This is a genomic window from Nonomuraea sp. NPDC050022, assembly GCF_044460705.1.
Lineage (GTDB): Bacteria > Actinomycetota > Actinomycetes > Streptosporangiales > Streptosporangiaceae > Nonomuraea.
Window position 1 is genome coordinate 355,417 of record NZ_JBITKE010000001.1, and the last position, 17,576, is coordinate 372,992.

Consider the following 17,576-nt stretch of genomic DNA (forward strand, 5'->3'; position numbering starts at 1 on the left):
GCGTGTCCCGGCTCTGTGCGGTGGGTCAGGGACGACCACGGCCGGGGCCAAGAACGCGCACGTCACGGCGCCCAGCCACCTCCACCGGAGGAGCGTGCCCCTGGACAGGGCTCAGCCCCGTATGGCGGGTGGGGCCCACCGCGCCTGCCGTAAAAAAAGAAAATGGTGTTAGGGGTCGCCGCCTACGGCCTTGGTGAGGGCGCCGGTGTGGGCGATGATGGCGGCCGGGGTCGGGGTGCCGGATGGCGGGACGACCGTCGCGTACTGGTTGATCTCCGTCGTCTTCAGGAAGCGGCGCGCCCTGTCGTTGTGATAGAGCCAGCGGGCCGACTCAGGCACCGGGACGAAATCCGCCTTGTCCGTCTCCACCGTGGTCGTCGTCGTGCGCGTCATCGCGTATTGGATCAGCGCCCCGCCGCCCACCATGCGCAGCGCGTAGACCGGGTAGTCGCCGGCGCTGAAGATCGAGTCGTAGCTGAACCCGCCGATCTTGGCGCGTTCCCGGTCGGTGGTGATCTGCTCCGCCACGTCCGTGGTGTAGGGGCCCCGTTCGAGCAGGCCGGCCGCCACGCCCGTCTCTCCCGCCTCCGCCACCGTGGCGTGCAGCGGGCCCATGAACTGCGGACTGATGGTGATGGTTTTGTCGTCGGGCGCCAGCACCGTCGCGTAGCCGTCAGCGTCGAACTGGATGTGGGGCGGGTCCTGCCCCGGCAGCAGCTGCGTCGCCGAGCTGAGCCGCCAGTCGTCGGTCTTGGCGTCGGCATTGGCGAACGTCAGCAGCGTCGGATGGCCGTTGCGCGTGGCCAGCACCGTGAACCAGGCCGCCGTCTCACTCTGCTTGAACCGCGGGACGATCAGCGTCGGCGCGCCCCACGTGAAGCGCGGCGGCCGGTTGCCCGTCGACAGGAACGCGGACGAGGTGAGCTGCGCCTCCGCGTCGCGGGTCAGCTCCATCGCCAGCCGCAGGTCGCCCCCGGCGCGCAGCAGGTCGTCGGTGGCGGTGAACGTGGCGAACGCCTTGGCCGCGTCGGCCGGCGTGATCAGCGGGGTCTCCGCCGAGGGCGTCGGGGTCACGGGCTTGGCCGTGGTCGCCGCCACCTGACTGGGCTCGGATTGTGGCGCGGCCGAGCAGCCGACCGCCGCGGCCAGCAGGCCGGCGGCGAGCGCCAGCACCTTCCGCCGACCGTAACTACGCACGTGGCCATGTTATTCGGGCCCGCGAGGGTCGCGTACCCTAAGGAAACGTGGCAGGTATCGATCCAGCAGAAGAGATCAACGAGCTCGCGGGCACCCTGCGGAGCATCCAGGACGTGCTCGACCTCGGCGCCATGCGCAAGCAGATCGAGGAGCTGGAGGGGCAGGTAGCCGCGCCCGACCTGTGGGATGACCCTGAGCAGGCCCAGAAGGTCACCAGCAAGCTCTCGCACATGCAGGGTGAGCTCAACCGCGTCGAAGGGCTGGTGCGCCGCCTCGACGACCTCAGCGTCCTCTACGAGCTGGCCGCCGAGGAGGGCGACGAGGACACCAGGGCCGAGGCCGACAAGGAGCTGGCCTCCCTCCGGTCCGACATCGGCGCGCTGGAGGTCCGCACCCTCCTGTCGGGCCCCTACGACGCGCGCGAGGCGCTGCTCACCATCAACTCGCAGGCCGGTGGCGTCGACGCCGCCGACTGGGCGGAGATGCTGCTGCGGATGTACTTGCGGTGGGCCGAGCGCAAGGGCTTCCCGACCGAGGTCTACGACACCTCCTACGCGGAAGAGGCCGGCATCAAGTCGGCCACCTTCACGATCAAGTCGCCCTACGCCTACGGCACGCTCCGTGGCGAGCACGGCACCCACCGTCTGGTCCGCATCAGCCCGTTCGACAACCAGGGCCGCCGCCAGACCTCGTTCGCCGGGGTCGACATCGTGCCGGTCGTCGAGCAGACCGACCACATCGACATCAACGAGGACGAGCTCCGCATCGACGTCTACCGCTCGTCGGGACCTGGCGGCCAGGGCGTCAACACGACCGACTCGGCGGTCCGCATCACCCACCTGCCGACCGGCATCGTGGTCTCCTGCCAGAACGAGCGCTCACAGCTCCAGAACCGCGCCTCGGCGATGAACGTGCTGCAGGCCAAGCTGCTGGAGCGCAAGCGGCAGGAGGAGGCTGAGCGCATGTCCGAGCTGCGGGGCGCCTCGACCACGTCATGGGGCACGCAGATCCGCAACTATGTGCTGCACCCCTACCAGATCGTGAAGGATCTGCGCACGGGCACGGAGGCGGGCAACCCGACCGCCGTTCTCGACGGCGACATCGATGAGTTCATCGAGTCGGAGATCCGCTGGATGCGCCGGCAGGAATCAGAGCCCGCTTAGGTGCTTGAGCACCAGGGCCAGGAAGAGCAGCACGACCAGCAGCAGCAGGATAAGGGCGGGTGACAGCCCGGCGAAGCCGTGGTTGTGCATCCGCTCGCGGTTGGCACGGCACAGGGGGCAGCGGCCCTCGATCACGGGGTGGGCGCACTGCGCGCATACGAGGTGTTGGCAACTCATGTCAGCCCCAAGTCTAGCCGCACAATCGTTTTGTTTCCGTTATGGACGTTCCATGCCAGTCTTCCCCCTAGACTGTGCTCTGGCCAATCGGAACGTCGATCATCAGTAAAGAAAGCCGTCCCCGATAGGCGTGTGGCGGGAAGTGGGCATGTGCCACCCTCGCTTCCGTCCTGACCCCTAGACTGGCATGCCGTGATGCTCTCGTGATCCATTTCGATAATGTCACCAAGGTCTACACGAACCAGAACCGGCCCGCTCTCGACCATGTCTCCGTTGACGTGGACAAGGGCGAGTTCGTGTTCCTCGTCGGTCCTTCGGGATCAGGCAAGTCCACCTTCCTGCGTCTGGTTCTGAAGGAGGAGCGGCCCAACTCCGGGGCGATTCACGTCGCCGGCAAGGATCTGGCCCGCCTGTCCAACTTCAAGGTGCCGCACCTGCGCCGCCGCATCGGCTGCGTGTTCCAGGACTTCAGGCTGCTCCCGAACAAGAACGTCTACGAGAATGTGGCGTTCGCGCTCGAGGTCATCGGTAAGCCGCGGCGGTTCATCCGCAAGGTGGTGCCCGAGGTCATCGAGCTGGTCGGCCTGGAAGGCAAGGCCCACCGGATGCCCGACGAGCTGTCAGGCGGCGAGCAGCAGCGCGTCGCCATGGCCCGCGCCTTCGTCAACCGGCCCATGATCCTGCTGGCCGACGAGCCGACGGGCAACATCGACCCCGCGACGAGCATCGGCATCATGAAGGTGCTCGACCGGATCAACAGGACTGGCACTACGGTCGTCATGGCCACGCACGACGCGGCCATCGTCGACTCCATGCGCAAGCGTGTCGTGGAGCTGGAGGACGGCAAGATCGTCCGCGACCAGTCGCGTGGCGTGTACGGCCAGGCGTACTGACAGGGAGCAGTAGACAGAACATGCGGGCGAACTTCATCTTCTCCGAGGTCTGGATCGGCCTCCGTCGCAATCTCACGATGACGATCGCAGTGGTCATCACCGTGGCCGTCGGCATGGCGATGCTGGGCGTCGGCCTGATGATCAACGCCCAGGTCACGATGATGCAGGGCTTCTGGTACGACAAGGTCGAGGTATCGGTCTTCTTGTGCGGCAAGAACCCCACGATGCCCACTTGCAAGGGCAAGCCGATCAGCACCCAGCAGACCAAGGCTCTGGAGGGCGAGATCCAGGGCATGGCCGGCGTCGAAGCGGTCATCTACGAGGACCAGGCCACCGCGTACGCCAACTTCCAGAAGTCCTATGCCGCCAACAAGCTGCTCGTCGAAGCGACCAAGGTCGACGACATGCCCACGTCCTTCCGCGTCAAGCTGAAGGACCCCAACAACTATCAACCGATAGTGCAGGCGCTCACGGGCAAGCCCGGCGTGTCGCAGGTGACGAACCAGAGGGACCTGGTCAACCAGTTCTTCGGGCTGCTGGACAAGCTCAGATCCGGTGCGCTGGCGGTGGCCATCGTCCTTGTGCTGGCGGCGGCGTTGCTGATCGGCAACACCGTGCGGCTGTCGGCCTTCAACCGCCGTCGAGAAACCGGGATCATGCGGCTGGTGGGGGCGTCCAACCTCTATATCCAGCTGCCCTTCGTCATGGAGGGCGTGATCTCCGGGCTGATGGGCGGGGTGATCGCCGCCGTGATGCTGATCGTCGCGAAGGTCTTCCTGTTCGAGGAGATCGCGCGTTATTTCGCGTTCGGCAGTCAGCTCGGCTGGGACTCGGTGGCCTCGGTAATCACGCTGACCATGGTGATCGGTGTGTTCATCTGTGTGCTGGCATCCTTCGTCACGCTCCGCCGCTACCTCAGGGTCTGACGAATCGCCGGTAAGGTCGAGGCATGCCACGTGAGACCGGGCGGAAGGTCGTCGCCCAGAACAAACGTGCCCGGCACGACTACCACGTCGAGGACACCTTCGAGGCGGGGCTCGTGCTGCAGGGCACCGAGGTGAAGTCGTTGCGCGAGGGACGGGCGTCCCTCACCGACGGCTACGCCTCCATCGACGATGGCGAAGCGTGGTTGCTGAACGTCCACATCCCCGAATACACCCAGGGGACGTGGACGAACCACGCCGCCCGTCGCAAACGCAAGCTCCTGCTCCACCGCAAGGAGATCGACAAGCTCGCCGCCAAGACCAAGGAGGGCGGGCTGACGATCGTGCCGCTGTCGCTCTACTTCAAGGACGGCCGGGCCAAGATCGAGATCGGCATCGCCCGCGGTAAGAAGGACTGGGACAAGCGGCAGACGCTGGCGGAGCAGCAGGCCAAGCGCGAGATGGCCCGGGCAGTGCGGCATCGCAACCGATGAACCGTCCCGTACGCCTGGGCCGCGTACGCCGCGGCCTGGCCGCGACCGTCACGCTGGCCGTCGCGAGCATGTCGCTGACCGCCTGCTTCGAGGAGTCCTCCCCGCACGATGCCGTGCGGGACTTCCTGGTGGGCTGGCAGTCGGAGGACTACGACCTGGCCGCCGGCCGTACCGACGGTGACCGGGCGACCGTACGCAAGGCGCTCTCGGACGCGAAGGTCGAGCTCGACGCGGCCTCGTTCCGGTTCAAGATCACAAAGATCAGCCTGGCCGGCGACCAGACGCGGGCCGACTTCCGCGCCGAGGTCGACCTGGGGGAGAACAATCCCCTCTGGGCGTACGACGGCGTGCTCCCGCTGCACCTGGTGAACGGTCAGTGGAAGGTGCGCTGGTCGCCTTCCGTGCTGCACCCGCAGCTGAAGGACGGCCAGCGGTTCGCCGTCTCCACCGATCCGAACCCCCGCCAGTCGGTCGTCGACAGAAACGGCAACCCGCTGCAGAGCCCCCAGTTCCTCTACGTGGTCAGAGTCATCCCGTCGCAGCTCGGTGACCAGGCGGAGGAGGTCGTCGCGCAGCTCTCGGCGATCACTGAGTTCGCCCAGGACCGGCTGCTGAGCCGCATCAGGTCGTCACCGCCGAAGCAGTTCGTCCAGCTCGCCAACTTCGGCGCCCAACGCTACCGCGAGCTGAAGGACAGGCTCGACAAGATCCCGCAGCTCAACATCCAGCAGCAGAAGCAGCCTGTCGCGCCCGACGCCCCCAAGGACATCGTCGGCAAGGTGAGCGCGCTGACCCCGGAGACCGAGCAGAAACTCGGCGGCCCGCAGCGGGCGGGCGACTCCTATGGACAGAGTGGGCTCCAGCGGGCCTATCAGGACTACCTCACCGGATCCACGCAGACCCGGGTGATCACCCTCGACCTCAAGACCGACGACGAGGTCGCGCAGCTAAAGGAGTGGCCCGGCCGCAAGAACGTACCCGTACACACCACGATCGACAGCGCCAAGCAGCGCGCCGCCGAAGCCGCCGTGGCGCAGACGGAGACCAGCGCGCTAGTGGCGGTCGACCGGTCGACCGGCGAGATCCTGGCGGTGGGCACGAAGGGCCTCAACCAGGAGAAGGACGCCTTGGCCGGCAAGTTCCCGGCCGGCAGCGCCTTCTCGATCGTGGCCGCCGACGCGCTGCTCAAAGCCGGGATGAAGACCAAGCAGAAGCTCGCCTGCCCGGCCGAGCGCACGGTGGGCGGCGCGCACTTCGTGACGGCGAGTCAGGTCATCGGCGCCTCACCGACGTTCAAGGACAACTTCGCCAAGGGCTGCGTCACCGCACTGGCCTCGCTGGCCCGGCGCGTCGACGCCACGGCCCTGAAAAAGAGTGCTGAGGCGCTCGGCATCGGCAAGGACTGGCGGCTGCCGCTCAAGTCGTTCAGCGGCTCGCTGCCCGAGCTGACCAGCGACGCCGACAAGGCCAGGGCCATCGCGGGCCAGAACGTCCAGGTCAGCCCGCTCAGCATGGCCCTCGTCGCGGGGGCGATCGCCTCGGGCACCTGGCACCCGCCGGTGCTGGTGACCGACCCCAAGACGCCCGACCCCTCGACGGAGACGGTCGCGGTCAAGCCGCCGCAACCGGTCGCCGTTGACCCCAAGGTGCGCACGGCACTGACCGCCATGATGCAGGCCGGCGCCACCGACTCGCCCGCCCAGGCCGGCCGCGGCCAGGTCTACGGCGTGACGGCCGCGGGCGACCAGGAGAAGCGGATGGGCTGGTTCGTGGGCTGGCAGGGTGACGTGGCGATAGCCGTCATGGCCAAGAACTACGACCCCGCGGCGGTCGCGGGCGACTTCTTCTCCGGCCTGCGCGACGCTAAGTGATTTCTTGTCGCTCTAGGCAACCGTTCGGGCGGTCGGCTGCGTCTTACTCAGTGACTGCCCCGCTCGGGGGGTTGCGGGTGCAGTCGCCGTGATGAGTTCAGGACTTCATCTCGGGGGAAGTCCTGCCGTCCGGACCGGCTCGACCCTGCCGGTCGGCCCCCGGGGACGCCTACGCGTTTCCGGGGGTTTCGGCGTCTAGGGAATCAAGTTGACGCCGCAGGTGTTGGAGCATGTAAGGTCATGTTGCTCGGCTCTTCGGGGCCGTGTTGACAACTGCACATGGGGGTGACTGGCTTCGACTTCGACTTTGCAAGTCAGGTGAAGCGGGCCGAGGACTGCGGACATAACCTCGTTAACACTGTGACCGCAAACAACAAGTGCCAATTCTAAGCGCACTGTGGTCGGCCAGGGTTCCCTGGCCCTCGCTGCCTAAGTAGCGTAACCACTGTCAGCCCGGGAGTGCCTTCGGCCCGGGATCTGGCATCGTTAGAAGGCTCAACCGCTCAACCCGGCCACGGGGGAGAGCGGGAAATCAAACAGTGGCTGAGCCCGTCGGCGACACGCCTGCGTGATTGCCGGGGCTGAGAAAAGCACAGCAGGCTGCGCCCGGAGAAGCCCTGTCTTGGGGTTGAAGGACGCGGGTTCGATTCCCGCCACCTCCACTGTTGATCACGATGCGGCGGCACCCGATGCGGGTGCCGCCGTTTTCGCGTCAAAGGGCTTCATCGGGGCGCTTCGCGCTTGAGGGCTTCAGGCGCTGTCTCCAGTCGCGCCGGAGCCGCGACCCTGAGGGGCCTCCGCTTCGCTCCGGGCGTTTGTCTTTGGCGCGGGCTTCACCCGCGCGTCCCCATTGACTGATCGAGCAGTCCAGGAGTCCAGCACTGGGTCGTTGATCATTGGTGATCCATGTAGGAAGGGCTCGATGGCTGAGGAGGCGAGCGCCACAGCCGAACGATGATTGAGTCAGCGCGCAAACTCATCCCCAACTTGTCCCTCTTCTGATTCGTCTACCAGGGCGCCCAGTCACATGGGTATGGGACGTCAGAGGCCGTCGGCTCTAGGAGTAACTGTTCGTCGCCGCGAGCATCCACTTCGACGATCTGCGCTGGGAGGCCTGCTCGTACCCCTGCTCGCGGGCCTGAAGCGCACGGTGGCCGGCAAGGTCATCCTGGCCGGCGACTGACGATCGGAGGCGTTCCGCTTGGCTCGCCGGAACCCTCGCGCGGCGGGTGACGGGGGCCGGGCTGAGCCGCCCGGCCCCCGTCACCGCACGGCTCACAAGCCCAGGTCGGCGCGCCATCACGCGCCTGCCTTATCGGCGCGATGCCGTGGCGAAAGGGCGGTGATAGCCGGTCGGGCGAGGCTCGGTCCGAGCTTAGAACCTGACGCCACCGCCGAAAGCGCATCAGCGTTCGCCGCGACGACAAGGAGAGACCATGCAGACCCTGACCCCCGAGGGCGCCGCGACCACCCTGCTCGAGGCCGGCAACCGGCCGCCCGCGACCGTACGGGACGACGTGGTCGAGGAGCTGGACACGCTGCTGTCCAAGCACCTGGCCACCCGCGCGGACGCGGTGGAGAAGGCCGCGGTGCAGTATTCACGCGAGCACTACGCGCGGATGACCGGGCTGCTGCCCGACGAGATGGTACGCCGCCTCCAGGAGGAGACGACCATGTTGACGGCGGCCAACACCCGCCGCATCGACATCCGCGTGGCCGTGACCGGCAACACGCCGCGGCGGCTGGGCAGCCTGCCGAACTCGCTGTTCGCCTCGCACAGCACGCTGTTCACCGCGCTCTACCACGTGCCGGCGTTCCGCGGGCTGCTCGGCGACATCGCCGGGGCCCCGGTTTTCGACTGCACCTACCCGGACGAGCAGATCACCGGCACCCACCAGACCCAGGTGGGCGACACGCACGGCTGGCACTGGGGCGACCACGAGTTCGCCTGGATCTTCATCTCCCAGGCGCCCGCCCCCGAGCACGGCGGCCTGCTCCAGTGCGTGCCGCACACGCCGTGGAACAAGCAGGACCCGGCCGTGAACCGGTGCCTGACGCGGGGCCCGATCCGTACGTACCACCACGAGAGCGGTGAGTCGTACTTCTTCAAGACCGACACCACGCTGCACCGCACGATGCCCATCCAGACGGACGGCATCACCCGCTCGATCGTGAACCTGACCTACTCCGGCGTCTCCGACCTGCTGACCGAGAAGACCTACGAGACCACCGACGCCGTCTACCTCGACTGATCATCCCATCGCCGCCCGGTCCGGGCGGGAGGCCCGCCGCCTCCCGCCCGGACCGTCGCCGTTTCGGCAGTCCCATATCCGCAGACATGTCGAGGAAAATGGGATATATACGAGAGAGCATCCAATAACAGGGTATAGGGGTGCCCATGCACATTCGGATCCTGGGGCCATTAGAGGTACTGGCAGAGGGTCGCCGAATACCACTCACTGGAGCACGTCCGCAAGTCATTCTGGCGATGCTCGCCCTGGAGCCGAACCGGGTCATCTCCATGGACCGCCTGCTGGACGCCATCTGGGAAGATGAGCCGCCGAGCACGGCCAGGGTGCAGATCCACATATGCGTCTCGGGGCTTCGCCGGACATTTTCCGCATTGGGATTGACCGACGTCATCAGCACCAGACCGCCGGGCTATATCTTGAATATTCCTGTGGAGAATATTGACGCCCATCAGTTCGAAGAATTCATCGCGAAGTCGTATTCCCTGGTCGAGGCCGGAAAACCACAGGAGGCGGTGACCGAGCTGCAGTCCGCGCTCGGCCTCTGGTACGGCACCGCGCTCGACGGCCTCCAGGGCCGGATCATCCGCGGCGGCGCGCTGCAGCTCCAGGAGCGCCGCCTGGCCGCCGTCGAGGAGTGGCTGCGCCTGGAGCTGTCGCTCGGCCGCCACGCCAACCTCATCGGCGACCTCACCGTCCTGGTCCGCGACCACCCGCTCAGGGAGCGCCTCTACGCCCACCTCATGGTCGCCCTCTACCGGTCCGGACGGCAGGCCGAGGCGCTGGAGACGTACCGTATGGCCCGCGCGACGCTGGTCGAGGAGCTGGGCATCGAGCCCGGCGACGAACTGCGCCGGCTGGAGCAGGCCATCCTGCGCGGTGACGGCGACATCGGCGACGAGGCGGTCGCCGAGCAGTCGGCCGCCGCGCCCCGCGACACGCCCACGGCGGCCGTCCAGGTCATCCCGCGCCAGCTGCCCGCCGCGATCGGTGACTTCACCGGGCGCACCGGCGCGTTCGCCGACATCGTGGACACCCTGACCGGCCCGGACGGCGGCGAGGCGTCGGGTACGGTGCCGACCATCGTCATCAGCGGCCGGGGCGGCGTCGGCAAGACCACCCTGGCCGTGCAGGTGGCCCACGACGTGCGCGAGCACTTCCCCGACGGGCAGCTGTTCGCCGACCTGCGCGGCGGCAGCGGCCGGCCCGCGTCCGCGCTGGAGATTCTGGAACGCTTCCTGCGCGGCCTGGGCGTGGACGGCTCCGCCATCCCCGACACCCTCGACGAGCGGGCCGAGATATACCGCAGCCGGCTCGGCGAGCGGCGCATGCTGGTGCTGCTCGACAACGTGATGAGCGAGTCGCAGGTGACGCCGCTGCTGCCGGGCAGCTCCGGCTGCGCCGTGGTGGTCACCAGCCGCACTCGGCTGACCGGCCTGCCCGGCGCCCGCCGCATCGAGCTGGGCGTCCTGGAGAGCGGCCGGGCCGTCACCCTGCTGGAGCGCATCCTCGGCGAGCAGCGGGTCCGGGACGAGCCCGAGCAGGCCGCCGCCCTCGCCGAGCTGTGCGGGCACCTGCCGCTGGCCGTCCGCATCGCCGGGGCCAAACTCGCCTCCCGTCCGCATTGGCAGCTGGGCCGGCTCGCCGACCGGCTGCGCGACGAGAACCGCCGGCTCGACGAGCTGGAGCACGGCGACCTCGGCATCCGGGCCAGCATCGAGGTCAGCTACCAGGGCCTGCCCGGCCCGGCCAAGCGGCTGCTGCGCCTGCTGTCGCTGCTGGAGACCCCGGACTTCCCCGGCTGGGTGGGCGCCTGCCTGCTCGACGAGGATCCGGCCGAGGCCGAGGACCTGCTGGAGGAGCTGGTCGACGCCCAGCTCGTGGACGCCGGCGCCGGCCCGGCCAAGAGCGCGCCCCGCTACCGCTTCCACGACCTCATCAGGACCTTCGCCCGCGACCGGGCGCTGGCCGAGGACAGCGCGGCGGACCGCACCGCGAGCCTGCGCCGCGCCCTGTCGGCCTGGCTCGCGCTGGCCAAGGAGGCGCACCGCCGCGAGTACGGCGGCGACTACACCATCCTGCACAGCGGCGAGGCCCGCTGGTCGACGCCGCCCGCGCTGCTCGAACGGCTCTCGCCACACCCGATGAACTGGCTGGACGGCGAGCGCGCCGCCCTGGTCGCGGGCGTCCGGCAGGCCGCGCAGCTCGGGTTCGACGAGCTCTGCTGGGACCTGGCACTGGCCGCCGAGACACTGTTCGAGGCCAGGAGCTACTTCGACGACTGGCGCTCCACCACCGAACTGGCGCTCGGCGTGGTGCGCAGGAAGGCCAACCCGCGCGGCGTGGCCGCCATGCTGTACTCCCTGGGCAGCCTGCGCATCTTCCAGCTTGAGCCGGACGCCGCCCTGGAGGCGCTCGAACCCGCGCTACGGCTGTTCAAGGAGCAGAACGAGCCGCACGGGTGGGCGCTGGTGCTGCGCAACCTCGCCTACGTCGACTCGCTGCGCGGCGACACCGAGCAGGCCATCCGCCGGTACGGCGAGGCGCTGGAGGTCTTCAAGCTCGTCGGGGACCGCACCAGCGAGGCCCACGTGCTGAGCAACCTGGCGCGATCCCTGCTCGACGGCGGCGAGTACGCCGCGGCGGAGACGTACCTGGAGCGGGCCTTGAAGATCGCCAGGGACGTGGGCAGCCGCCGCTCGGAGGCGCAGGTGCTCTACCGGCTGGGCGAGAGCGCCCTGCGGCAGGGCCAGATCGACCGGGCCGGCCGGTCGTTCACGCTGGCGCTGCGCATCGTCAGGGACGGCGCCGACCACATCGGCGAGGCGTACATGCTGTACGGCCTCGGCCAGGTCTACGTCCGCGAGGGCCGTCACGACCAGGCGCACATGACCCTGGAGCAGTCGCTGGCCCTGGCCGTGCGGGTGGGGGAGCGGCTGGTCGAGGGCCGGGTCCGGCACGAGCTGGGCGAGCTGGCGCTGGCGCGCGGCAGGTTCGGGGAGGCGGCCGGGCGGCTGGGCGAGGCGGTGGAGGTCTTCCGCAGCCTTGGCCTGCCGCCGTTCGAGGCCCGGGCGCTGGTCGGGCTGGCCGAGGCGAGCGATGGGCTGGCCTCGGCGGAGGGGGCGCACGCGGCGGAGGACGCCGCTCGCGCCGCCTGGGCGCTGCTGGCCGGCCTGGACTCGGTCGAGGCCGACGGACTGCGCGACCGGCTGGCGTTGCGCCAGCCGGTCAGGAGTCGCGCCTAGGGCGGCGGAGCAGTTTCAGGAGTCGTGCTTGAGGCGGCGGAGCAGGTCAGGAGTCGCGCCTGAGGCGGCGGAGCAGGTCGAGGCAGGGTGCCGTCATCACGGTGGAGACCAGCGTCATGAACACCAGCATGGTGAACACGGTCGGGCTGATCACGCCCATGGACATCCCGATGTTCAGCACCACCAGCTCGGTCAGCCCCCGGCAGTTCATCAGTACGCCCAGCGACAGCGAGTCACGCCAGCCGATGCCCGAGACGCGGGCGGCCGTCGTCGAGCCGCCGGCCTTGGCCAGCACCGCGACCGCGGTGATGAGCAGGCACCACGCCCACAGCCGCCCGTCGGCGCCGAGCAGCCCGAACTCGGTGTGCAGGCCGGTGTAGACGAAGAACAGCGGCAGTAGCAGCGTCACCGTGAGACCGTGCAGCTGCCCGGCGGCTCGCCGCACCGGCAGGGACCCGCGCGGCATGATCGCGCCGAACAGGAAGGCGCCGAAGATCGAGTGGATCCCGATCGCGTCGGTGGCCAGTGCCGACAGCATCAGGCCGGCCAGCGCCACCGGCAGCACGGCCGCCTCGGGCAGCAGGCCGCCGGGACCGAGCAGCCGGCGCAGCAGCGGCCGGACCCCGAACGCCATCACCGCGAAGAAGCCCACCGACATCCCCGCCGTGACCAGCGCGACGTCCGCGGCGGCGCTGCGGGTGACCGCGACCACGGCGGCCAGCACGCACCAGGCCGTGACGTCGTCCACGGCCGCGCAGGTCAGCGACATCACGCCGACCGGTGTACGGCTCATGCCCCGGTCGGACAGGATCCTGGCCAGCACCGGGAACGCGGTGATGCTCATCGAGATGCCGAAGAACAGCGTGAACGCCAGCTGCCCGACCCCGCCGGAACCGAGCACCGGATACAGCGCGAGCGCCAGCAGCACCCCGCACAGGAACGGCACCACGATGCTGACGTGGCTGATCACCGCGGCGGTGTAGCTGCGCTGCCGGACCAGGTCGAGGTCGAGCTCGTAACCGACGAGGAACATGAAGAAGATCAGGCCGACCTGCGACAGCGTGGACAGCGTCGAGACCAGGCCGGGCGGGAACAGGGTGGCGTACCCGGCGGGCCACAGGGCGCCCAGCACGGACGGGCCGAGCAGCACACCGGCGATGATCTCGCCGATGACGGGGGGCTGCGCGAGCCGCCGGAACAGGCGGCCGCACAGGTGGCAGGCGGCCAGGATCACCGGTATGGCGATCAGCAGCCTGGGGAAGACGTCGGGGACGCTGGGGGTGGCCGGCCCGCCGGCCGGCCGCCCCGTGGCGGAGAGGCCGTGCCGGAGGGTGAACCAGATGAGGGCGACGGGTACCACGACCAGCGCCAGGTAGACAGCGATCATCCGCAGTGATCGCGGACGGACGATCGGGGAGGTCAGCTCCGGCCCGTCGTCGATTCGCACGGACATGTCGGCTCCGATGAGTGACGAGGTACGGGGGGATGAGCTAGGGCGTCAGGAGTGGGTCGGGTCCCAGCCCCAGTGGGTGTTGACGTCGTCGCCGGGGCCGACGGCGACCACGTGGCCGGCCGGCGCGGTGTGCGTCCCGGCGGTGAGTACGACGGCCGGCAGCGCGAGGGAGGCAGCGATGAGGGCGGGGGTGATCAGCCGCTTGAGCATGACGCCTGCTTTCGTGGTCTCGAAGATCTGCTCTGCCCCATACTCAATCGGCACGGGCTTTCTTCGCACTAAGCGCTCGCTAAGTCCGCCCGCTTAGCGGCGTGAAGCCCGCCCGATAGGCGGCCTTCGCAGACTTACCGGCGTGAACAACGACGCCACCGCACTCTGGTACCTCACCGAGGAAGAGACCAGGTGGGCCTGCCAGCGCCTCGACCCGGTCAAGATCGTGCGTGAGGCCCTCGTCCTGCAGGCCGAGGGGAAGACCACCTTGCCGGCCGAGGCCTACCTCGGCTGGACCAGCCCCTCCGGCGCGGCCGCCCGCAGCTTGAACATGCCCGGCTACGTCGGGGGCCCGTTCGAGATGGCCGGCACGAAGATCATCAATGGCTGCCTGGACAACCCTGAACGCGGGCTGCCCCGCGCCAGCGGCCTGACCATGCTCTTCGACCGCCAGACCGCGCGCATCCGCTGCGTCATGGCCTCCGCCCACATCAGCGCCCTCAGGACCGCGGGCGTGACCGTGGCCAGCGCCCAGGCGCTGCTGCCGCAGAAGGTCATCACCGTCGGCGTCATCGGCGCCGGCGCCATCGCCCGCACGCACATCGAACTGCTGGCCCGATCCCTGCCCGGCACCGCCGCCATCGTGCTGCATGACCAGGATCCAGGCCGGGCCGCCGCCCTCGCCGACGGGGTGGAAGCCCTGCTGCGCGCGTACGGCATCCGCATCTCCCTGGCCGACACGGCCCGCGAGGCCGTGCTCGGCGCCGACCTGGTCATCCCCGCCACCACGACCACCCAGGGCTACATCGCCTACGACTGGCTCAGCAAGGGCTGCGTCGTGGTGAACGTCTCCCTCGACGACGTCCTGCCCGACGTGGTGGTCGAGGCGGGCACCCTGCTGGTCGACGACTGGGCCCTGGTCCGCGACGACGAGCACCGCCTGCTCGGCCGCATGCATCGGGCCGGGCGCGTGGTCGGCCCCGGCGAGCACGCGGGCGCCGGCGTCCGCCGCGTGGACGCCGAGCTGGGCGAGGTGTTCGCCGGCCGGCACCCGGGCCGCTACCACCCCGACGACGTCATCCTGGTCAACCCCTTCGGCCTGGCGATCGAGGACATCGCGCTGGCCACGGAGGTGTACCGGATCGCGATGCGCGAGGGCCGCGGCATCCCGCTGCCCCGATGAACCACCCCCAACCCGACAGAACCGATGGGAGACCGATCATGAGCAACGACGAGACCGACGACGGCCGCACCTACCGCGTCGTGCTGAACGACGAGGAGCAGTACTCGATCTGGCCCGCCGGCAAGGAGCTGCCCGCCGGCTGGTACGCCGAGGGCGTCGAGGGCGCCCGCGACACCTGCCTGGCCCACATCGGCCAGGTGTGGACCGACATGCGCCCCAAGAGCCTGCGCGAGCGCATGGCGGCCACCGCCGCTACTGCCACCGCCACAGCCGGCGACGCGATCGCGTGAGGAGGCCGTCGTCATGTCCGTCAGACACCTGATCTCCATGGCCGGCCTCGGGTCCGGCGACGTGCGCCGGATCGTCGAGCGCGCCGCGTGGTACGGCTCCGGGCACCACCGCTGCGACCGGCCGCTGTCCGGCCGCACGGTCGGCGTCTACTTCCGCCGCACCTCCACCAGGACCCGCACCGCCTTCTCCCGCGCCGCGCAGCTGCTCGGCGCCGACATCATCGCCTACGGCCCCGCCGACCTGCAGGAGAACACCGGCGAGTCGGTGGCCGACACCACCCGCGTGCTGTCCGGCATGCTCGACGCCCTGGTGGCCAGGACCGCCGGCAGTGACGCGGAGATGCGCGCGTTCGCCGCCCAGGACCGGATGGCCGTGATCAACGCCATGAGCGCCGGCGAGCACCCCACCCAGGCGCTGGCCGACCTGGCCACCATCCACCGCCGCTTCGGCAGCGTGGACGGGCTGCGGCTGACCTACATCGGCGAGGGCAACAACACCGCCGCCGCGCTCGTCCTCGCGCTCGCCCACTACGGCAGCATCGAGCTGCACCTGCGCACCCCGCCCGGCTACGGCCTGGACCCCGAGGTGCTGGCGGCGGGCCGGCGCGGCATCGAGGCGCGCGGCGGCTTCCTCGCCGTCGAGCACGACATGACCACGCCGATGAAGCCGTGCGACATCGTCTACACCACCCGTTGGCAGACGACCGGCACGACCAAGCCCGACCCTGACTGGCGAAGTGTGTTCGCGCCGTTCCGGGTGACGGCCGAGGTGATGGCCGCCCACCCGCAGGGGATCTTCATGCACGACCTGCCCGCCCACCGCGGCGAGGAGGTCGACGCCGAGGTGCTCGACGGGTCCGACAGCATCGCGTTCGAGCAGGCTGAGGGGAAGCTGGCCGGCGCGCTGGCGGTGCTCGAATGGTGCCTGCTGGGACCGGACCGGTGAGCGCCGCCCCGCTGCGCGGCAACCGCTCCTACCGGCTGCTCTGGGTCGGCGGCGCCGCCTCCGCGCTCGGCTCGCACGCCTCGGCCATCGCCATGCCGATGCTCGTGCTGGCCCTCGGCGGCTCCGCCACCGAGGCGGGCGTCGTCGGGTTCGCCGCCGGACTGCCGTACCTGCTGGCGCAGCTGCCCGCCGGCGTCCTGGTGGACCGGCTCGACCGGCGGGCCGTGATGGTCTTCTGCGACGTAGGCCGGTTCCTGGCGCTGGGCAGCATCGTGATCGCGCTCACCGTCGGCCGGCCGCCGCTGGCCCAGCTCGTCGTGGTCGCGTTCGTCGAAGGCGTGCTCACCGTCGGCCACCAGCTCGCCGAGCAGGCCGCCATCCGGCACGTCGTGTCCCAGGAACAGCTGCCCGAGGCGCTGTCGGCTAACGAGGCCCGGATCCGTGGCGCGCTGCTGCTCGGCCAGCCCGTCGGGGGCGCGCTGTTCGGGTTCGCACGATGGCTGCCGTTCGCGTTCGACCTGGTCACGTACCTGGTCTCGATCGTGACGTCGCTGGCGTTGCGCGGCACCTTCCGCGCCGCCCCGGCAGCGGGGGAGCCCGCGCCGAACCCGCTGGCCGAGCTGCGCGCCGGGATCGCCTGGCTGTGGCGGCAGCCGTTCCTGCGCTCGGCCGTGCTCGCCATCGCGGCCAGCAACCTGCTGTTCCAGAGCCTCAACCTGATCGTCATCGTGGCCGCCACCGGCGACGGGGCCTCACCCGGCGCGATCGGGCTGCTGTTCCTGGGCGCGGGCGTCGGTGGCGTCGCCGGGTCGCTCGCCGCCCCCAAGATCACCCGCCTGTTGTCCATGAAGACCGTCGTCATCGGCGCGAACTGGCTGTGGGCCGCCCTCATGCCGCTCATCGCCGTCGTCGACGGGCCGCTCGCGCTCGGGCTGACGTTCGGCGTGCTGTGCTTCGTCGGGCCCGTGTGGAACGTCGCCGTCGCCGCGTACCAGCTGCGGATCACGCCGGAGCACCTGCTCGGCCGGGTCGGCAGCGCCATCGGGACACTCGCCTTCGGCGTGCTGCCCCTGGGGTCACTGCTGGCCGGATGGCTGCTCGACGGCATCGGCGTCACCGGCGCCGCGCTCACCCTCGCGGGTGTCATGGCCGTCGTCGCGGCCGTCGTCACCCTCACCCCCGCCATCCGCCGGGCCCCCGAACTGGACGCCGGCCCGGAATCTGGCCCGGAACCCGTTCCCGACCGCTCGCTGCAGCCGAGCGGTGACCTCGAGAGGTAAGA

General features: G+C 69.7%; 15 protein-coding genes, 1 other RNA gene and 1 pseudogene. 13 read left to right on the forward strand and 4 right to left on the reverse strand.

Annotated elements, in window-relative coordinates; translation table 11 throughout:
* Positions 1 to 168 precede the first annotated feature (168 nt).
* The gene (locus ACIBO2_RS01620) at positions 169 to 1,197 is read right to left on the reverse strand and encodes a hypothetical protein (RefSeq protein ID WP_358550922.1); all 1,029 of its coding nucleotides are present in this window, start codon (positions 1,195 to 1,197) and stop codon (positions 169 to 171) included.
* A gap of 47 nt (positions 1,198 to 1,244) precedes the next feature.
* Between ACIBO2_RS01620 and prfB the strand changes: the two genes are divergently transcribed.
* Positions 1,245 to 2,360 carry a peptide chain release factor 2 gene (prfB, locus tag ACIBO2_RS01625; RefSeq protein WP_358550924.1) on the forward strand — a complete coding sequence of 372 codons (1,116 nt, stop codon included), beginning with the start codon at positions 1,245 to 1,247 and terminating at the stop codon, positions 2,358 to 2,360.
* Here prfB and ACIBO2_RS01630 read toward each other — a convergent pair.
* Positions 2,346 to 2,537: a hypothetical protein gene (locus tag ACIBO2_RS01630; protein WP_225295827.1), complete on the reverse strand. Its 192-nt coding sequence runs from the start codon at positions 2,535 to 2,537 to the stop codon at positions 2,346 to 2,348. The two genes, prfB and ACIBO2_RS01630, sit on opposite strands and share 15 nt — an antisense overlap.
* 203 nt (positions 2,538 to 2,740) lie before the next feature.
* On the opposite strand from ACIBO2_RS01630, the gene ftsE reads away from it, so the two are divergent.
* From ftsE to ACIBO2_RS01670, 8 genes and pseudogenes are all read left to right on the forward strand, one after another.
* Entirely contained in the window at positions 2,741 to 3,430 is a 690-nt protein-coding gene (ftsE, locus tag ACIBO2_RS01635) for a cell division ATP-binding protein FtsE (RefSeq protein WP_049564761.1), read from the forward strand.
* Positions 3,431 to 3,450: 20 nt separating this feature from the next.
* On the forward strand, positions 3,451 to 4,356 hold the full coding sequence (gene ftsX / locus ACIBO2_RS01640) for a permease-like cell division protein FtsX (RefSeq protein ID WP_358550926.1): 906 nt from the start codon (positions 3,451 to 3,453) through the stop codon (positions 4,354 to 4,356).
* Positions 4,357 to 4,379: 23 nt separating this feature from the next.
* Positions 4,380 to 4,847, forward strand: a complete 468-nt coding sequence (gene smpB / locus ACIBO2_RS01645) for an SsrA-binding protein SmpB (protein ID WP_357949212.1) — start codon at positions 4,380 to 4,382, stop codon at positions 4,845 to 4,847.
* Positions 4,844 to 6,718, forward strand: a complete 1,875-nt coding sequence (locus ACIBO2_RS01650) for a penicillin-binding transpeptidase domain-containing protein (RefSeq protein ID WP_358550928.1) — start codon at positions 4,844 to 4,846, stop codon at positions 6,716 to 6,718. Before smpB ends, ACIBO2_RS01650 begins: the two co-directional genes overlap by 4 nt.
* 281 nt (positions 6,719 to 6,999) lie before the next feature.
* Positions 7,000 to 7,383: a transfer-messenger RNA gene (ssrA, locus tag ACIBO2_RS01655) on the forward strand.
* Between the two features lie 771 nt (positions 7,384 to 8,154).
* Complete coding sequence (locus tag ACIBO2_RS01660; protein ID WP_358557933.1) at positions 8,155 to 8,970, forward strand: hypothetical protein; 816 nt, start codon at positions 8,155 to 8,157, stop codon at positions 8,968 to 8,970.
* A 236-nt stretch (positions 8,971 to 9,206) separates the two neighbouring features.
* Positions 9,207 to 9,374: pseudogene (locus ACIBO2_RS01665) on the forward strand (winged helix-turn-helix domain-containing protein); the annotation flags it as partial.
* Between the two features lie 24 nt (positions 9,375 to 9,398).
* Entirely contained in the window at positions 9,399 to 12,212 is a 2,814-nt protein-coding gene (locus ACIBO2_RS01670; protein WP_397295700.1) for a BTAD domain-containing putative transcriptional regulator, read from the forward strand.
* Between the two features lie 46 nt (positions 12,213 to 12,258).
* Here the strand turns inward: ACIBO2_RS01670 and ACIBO2_RS01675 are convergent, their stop codons facing one another.
* On the reverse strand, positions 12,259 to 13,665 hold the full coding sequence (locus ACIBO2_RS01675) for a cation:proton antiporter (RefSeq protein WP_358557928.1): 1,407 nt from the start codon (positions 13,663 to 13,665) through the stop codon (positions 12,259 to 12,261).
* Between the two features lie 45 nt (positions 13,666 to 13,710).
* The gene (locus ACIBO2_RS01680; protein ID WP_358557925.1) at positions 13,711 to 13,929 is read right to left on the reverse strand and encodes a hypothetical protein; all 219 of its coding nucleotides are present in this window, start codon (positions 13,927 to 13,929) and stop codon (positions 13,711 to 13,713) included.
* An 88-nt stretch (positions 13,930 to 14,017) separates the two neighbouring features.
* Here ACIBO2_RS01680 and ACIBO2_RS01685 point away from each other — a divergent pair, with 88 nt between their 5' ends.
* The 4 genes from ACIBO2_RS01685 to ACIBO2_RS01700 are packed head-to-tail and all read left to right on the forward strand — an operon-like array spanning position 14,018 to position 17,574.
* Positions 14,018 to 15,058, forward strand: a complete 1,041-nt coding sequence (locus tag ACIBO2_RS01685) for an ornithine cyclodeaminase family protein (RefSeq protein ID WP_358557922.1) — start codon at positions 14,018 to 14,020, stop codon at positions 15,056 to 15,058.
* 38 nt (positions 15,059 to 15,096) lie between these two features.
* Complete coding sequence (locus ACIBO2_RS01690) at positions 15,097 to 15,348, forward strand: MbtH family NRPS accessory protein (RefSeq protein WP_358557919.1); 252 nt, start codon at positions 15,097 to 15,099, stop codon at positions 15,346 to 15,348.
* A gap of 13 nt (positions 15,349 to 15,361) precedes the next feature.
* Positions 15,362 to 16,294 (forward strand): ornithine carbamoyltransferase, encoded by a 933-nt coding sequence (locus ACIBO2_RS01695; RefSeq protein WP_358557917.1) that lies wholly within the window; start codon positions 15,362 to 15,364, stop codon positions 16,292 to 16,294.
* Positions 16,291 to 17,574, forward strand: coding sequence for an MFS transporter (locus ACIBO2_RS01700; RefSeq protein WP_358557914.1), 1,284 nt, complete (start codon positions 16,291 to 16,293; stop codon positions 17,572 to 17,574). Before ACIBO2_RS01695 ends, ACIBO2_RS01700 begins: the two co-directional genes overlap by 4 nt.
* Positions 17,575 to 17,576: the final 2 nt, after the last annotated feature.

Excerpts from the sequence above, each read along its gene's own strand:
- ACIBO2_RS01630 (WP_225295827.1), bottom strand. The coding sequence starts at position 2,537 with ATGAGTTGCCAACACCTCGTATGCGCGCAGTGCGCCCACCCCGTGATC.
- ftsX (WP_358550926.1), top strand. The coding sequence starts at position 3,451 with ATGCGGGCGAACTTCATCTTCTCCGAGGTCTGGATCGGCCTCCGTCGC.
- smpB (WP_357949212.1), top strand. The coding sequence starts at position 4,380 with ATGCCACGTGAGACCGGGCGGAAGGTCGTCGCCCAGAACAAACGTGCC.
- ACIBO2_RS01650 (WP_358550928.1), top strand. The coding sequence starts at position 4,844 with ATGAACCGTCCCGTACGCCTGGGCCGCGTACGCCGCGGCCTGGCCGCG.
- ACIBO2_RS01660 (WP_358557933.1), top strand. The coding sequence starts at position 8,155 with ATGCAGACCCTGACCCCCGAGGGCGCCGCGACCACCCTGCTCGAGGCC.
- ACIBO2_RS01675 (WP_358557928.1), bottom strand. The coding sequence starts at position 13,665 with ATGTCCGTGCGAATCGACGACGGGCCGGAGCTGACCTCCCCGATCGTC.
- ACIBO2_RS01690 (WP_358557919.1), top strand. The coding sequence starts at position 15,097 with ATGAGCAACGACGAGACCGACGACGGCCGCACCTACCGCGTCGTGCTG.
- ACIBO2_RS01695 (WP_358557917.1), top strand. The coding sequence starts at position 15,362 with ATGTCCGTCAGACACCTGATCTCCATGGCCGGCCTCGGGTCCGGCGAC.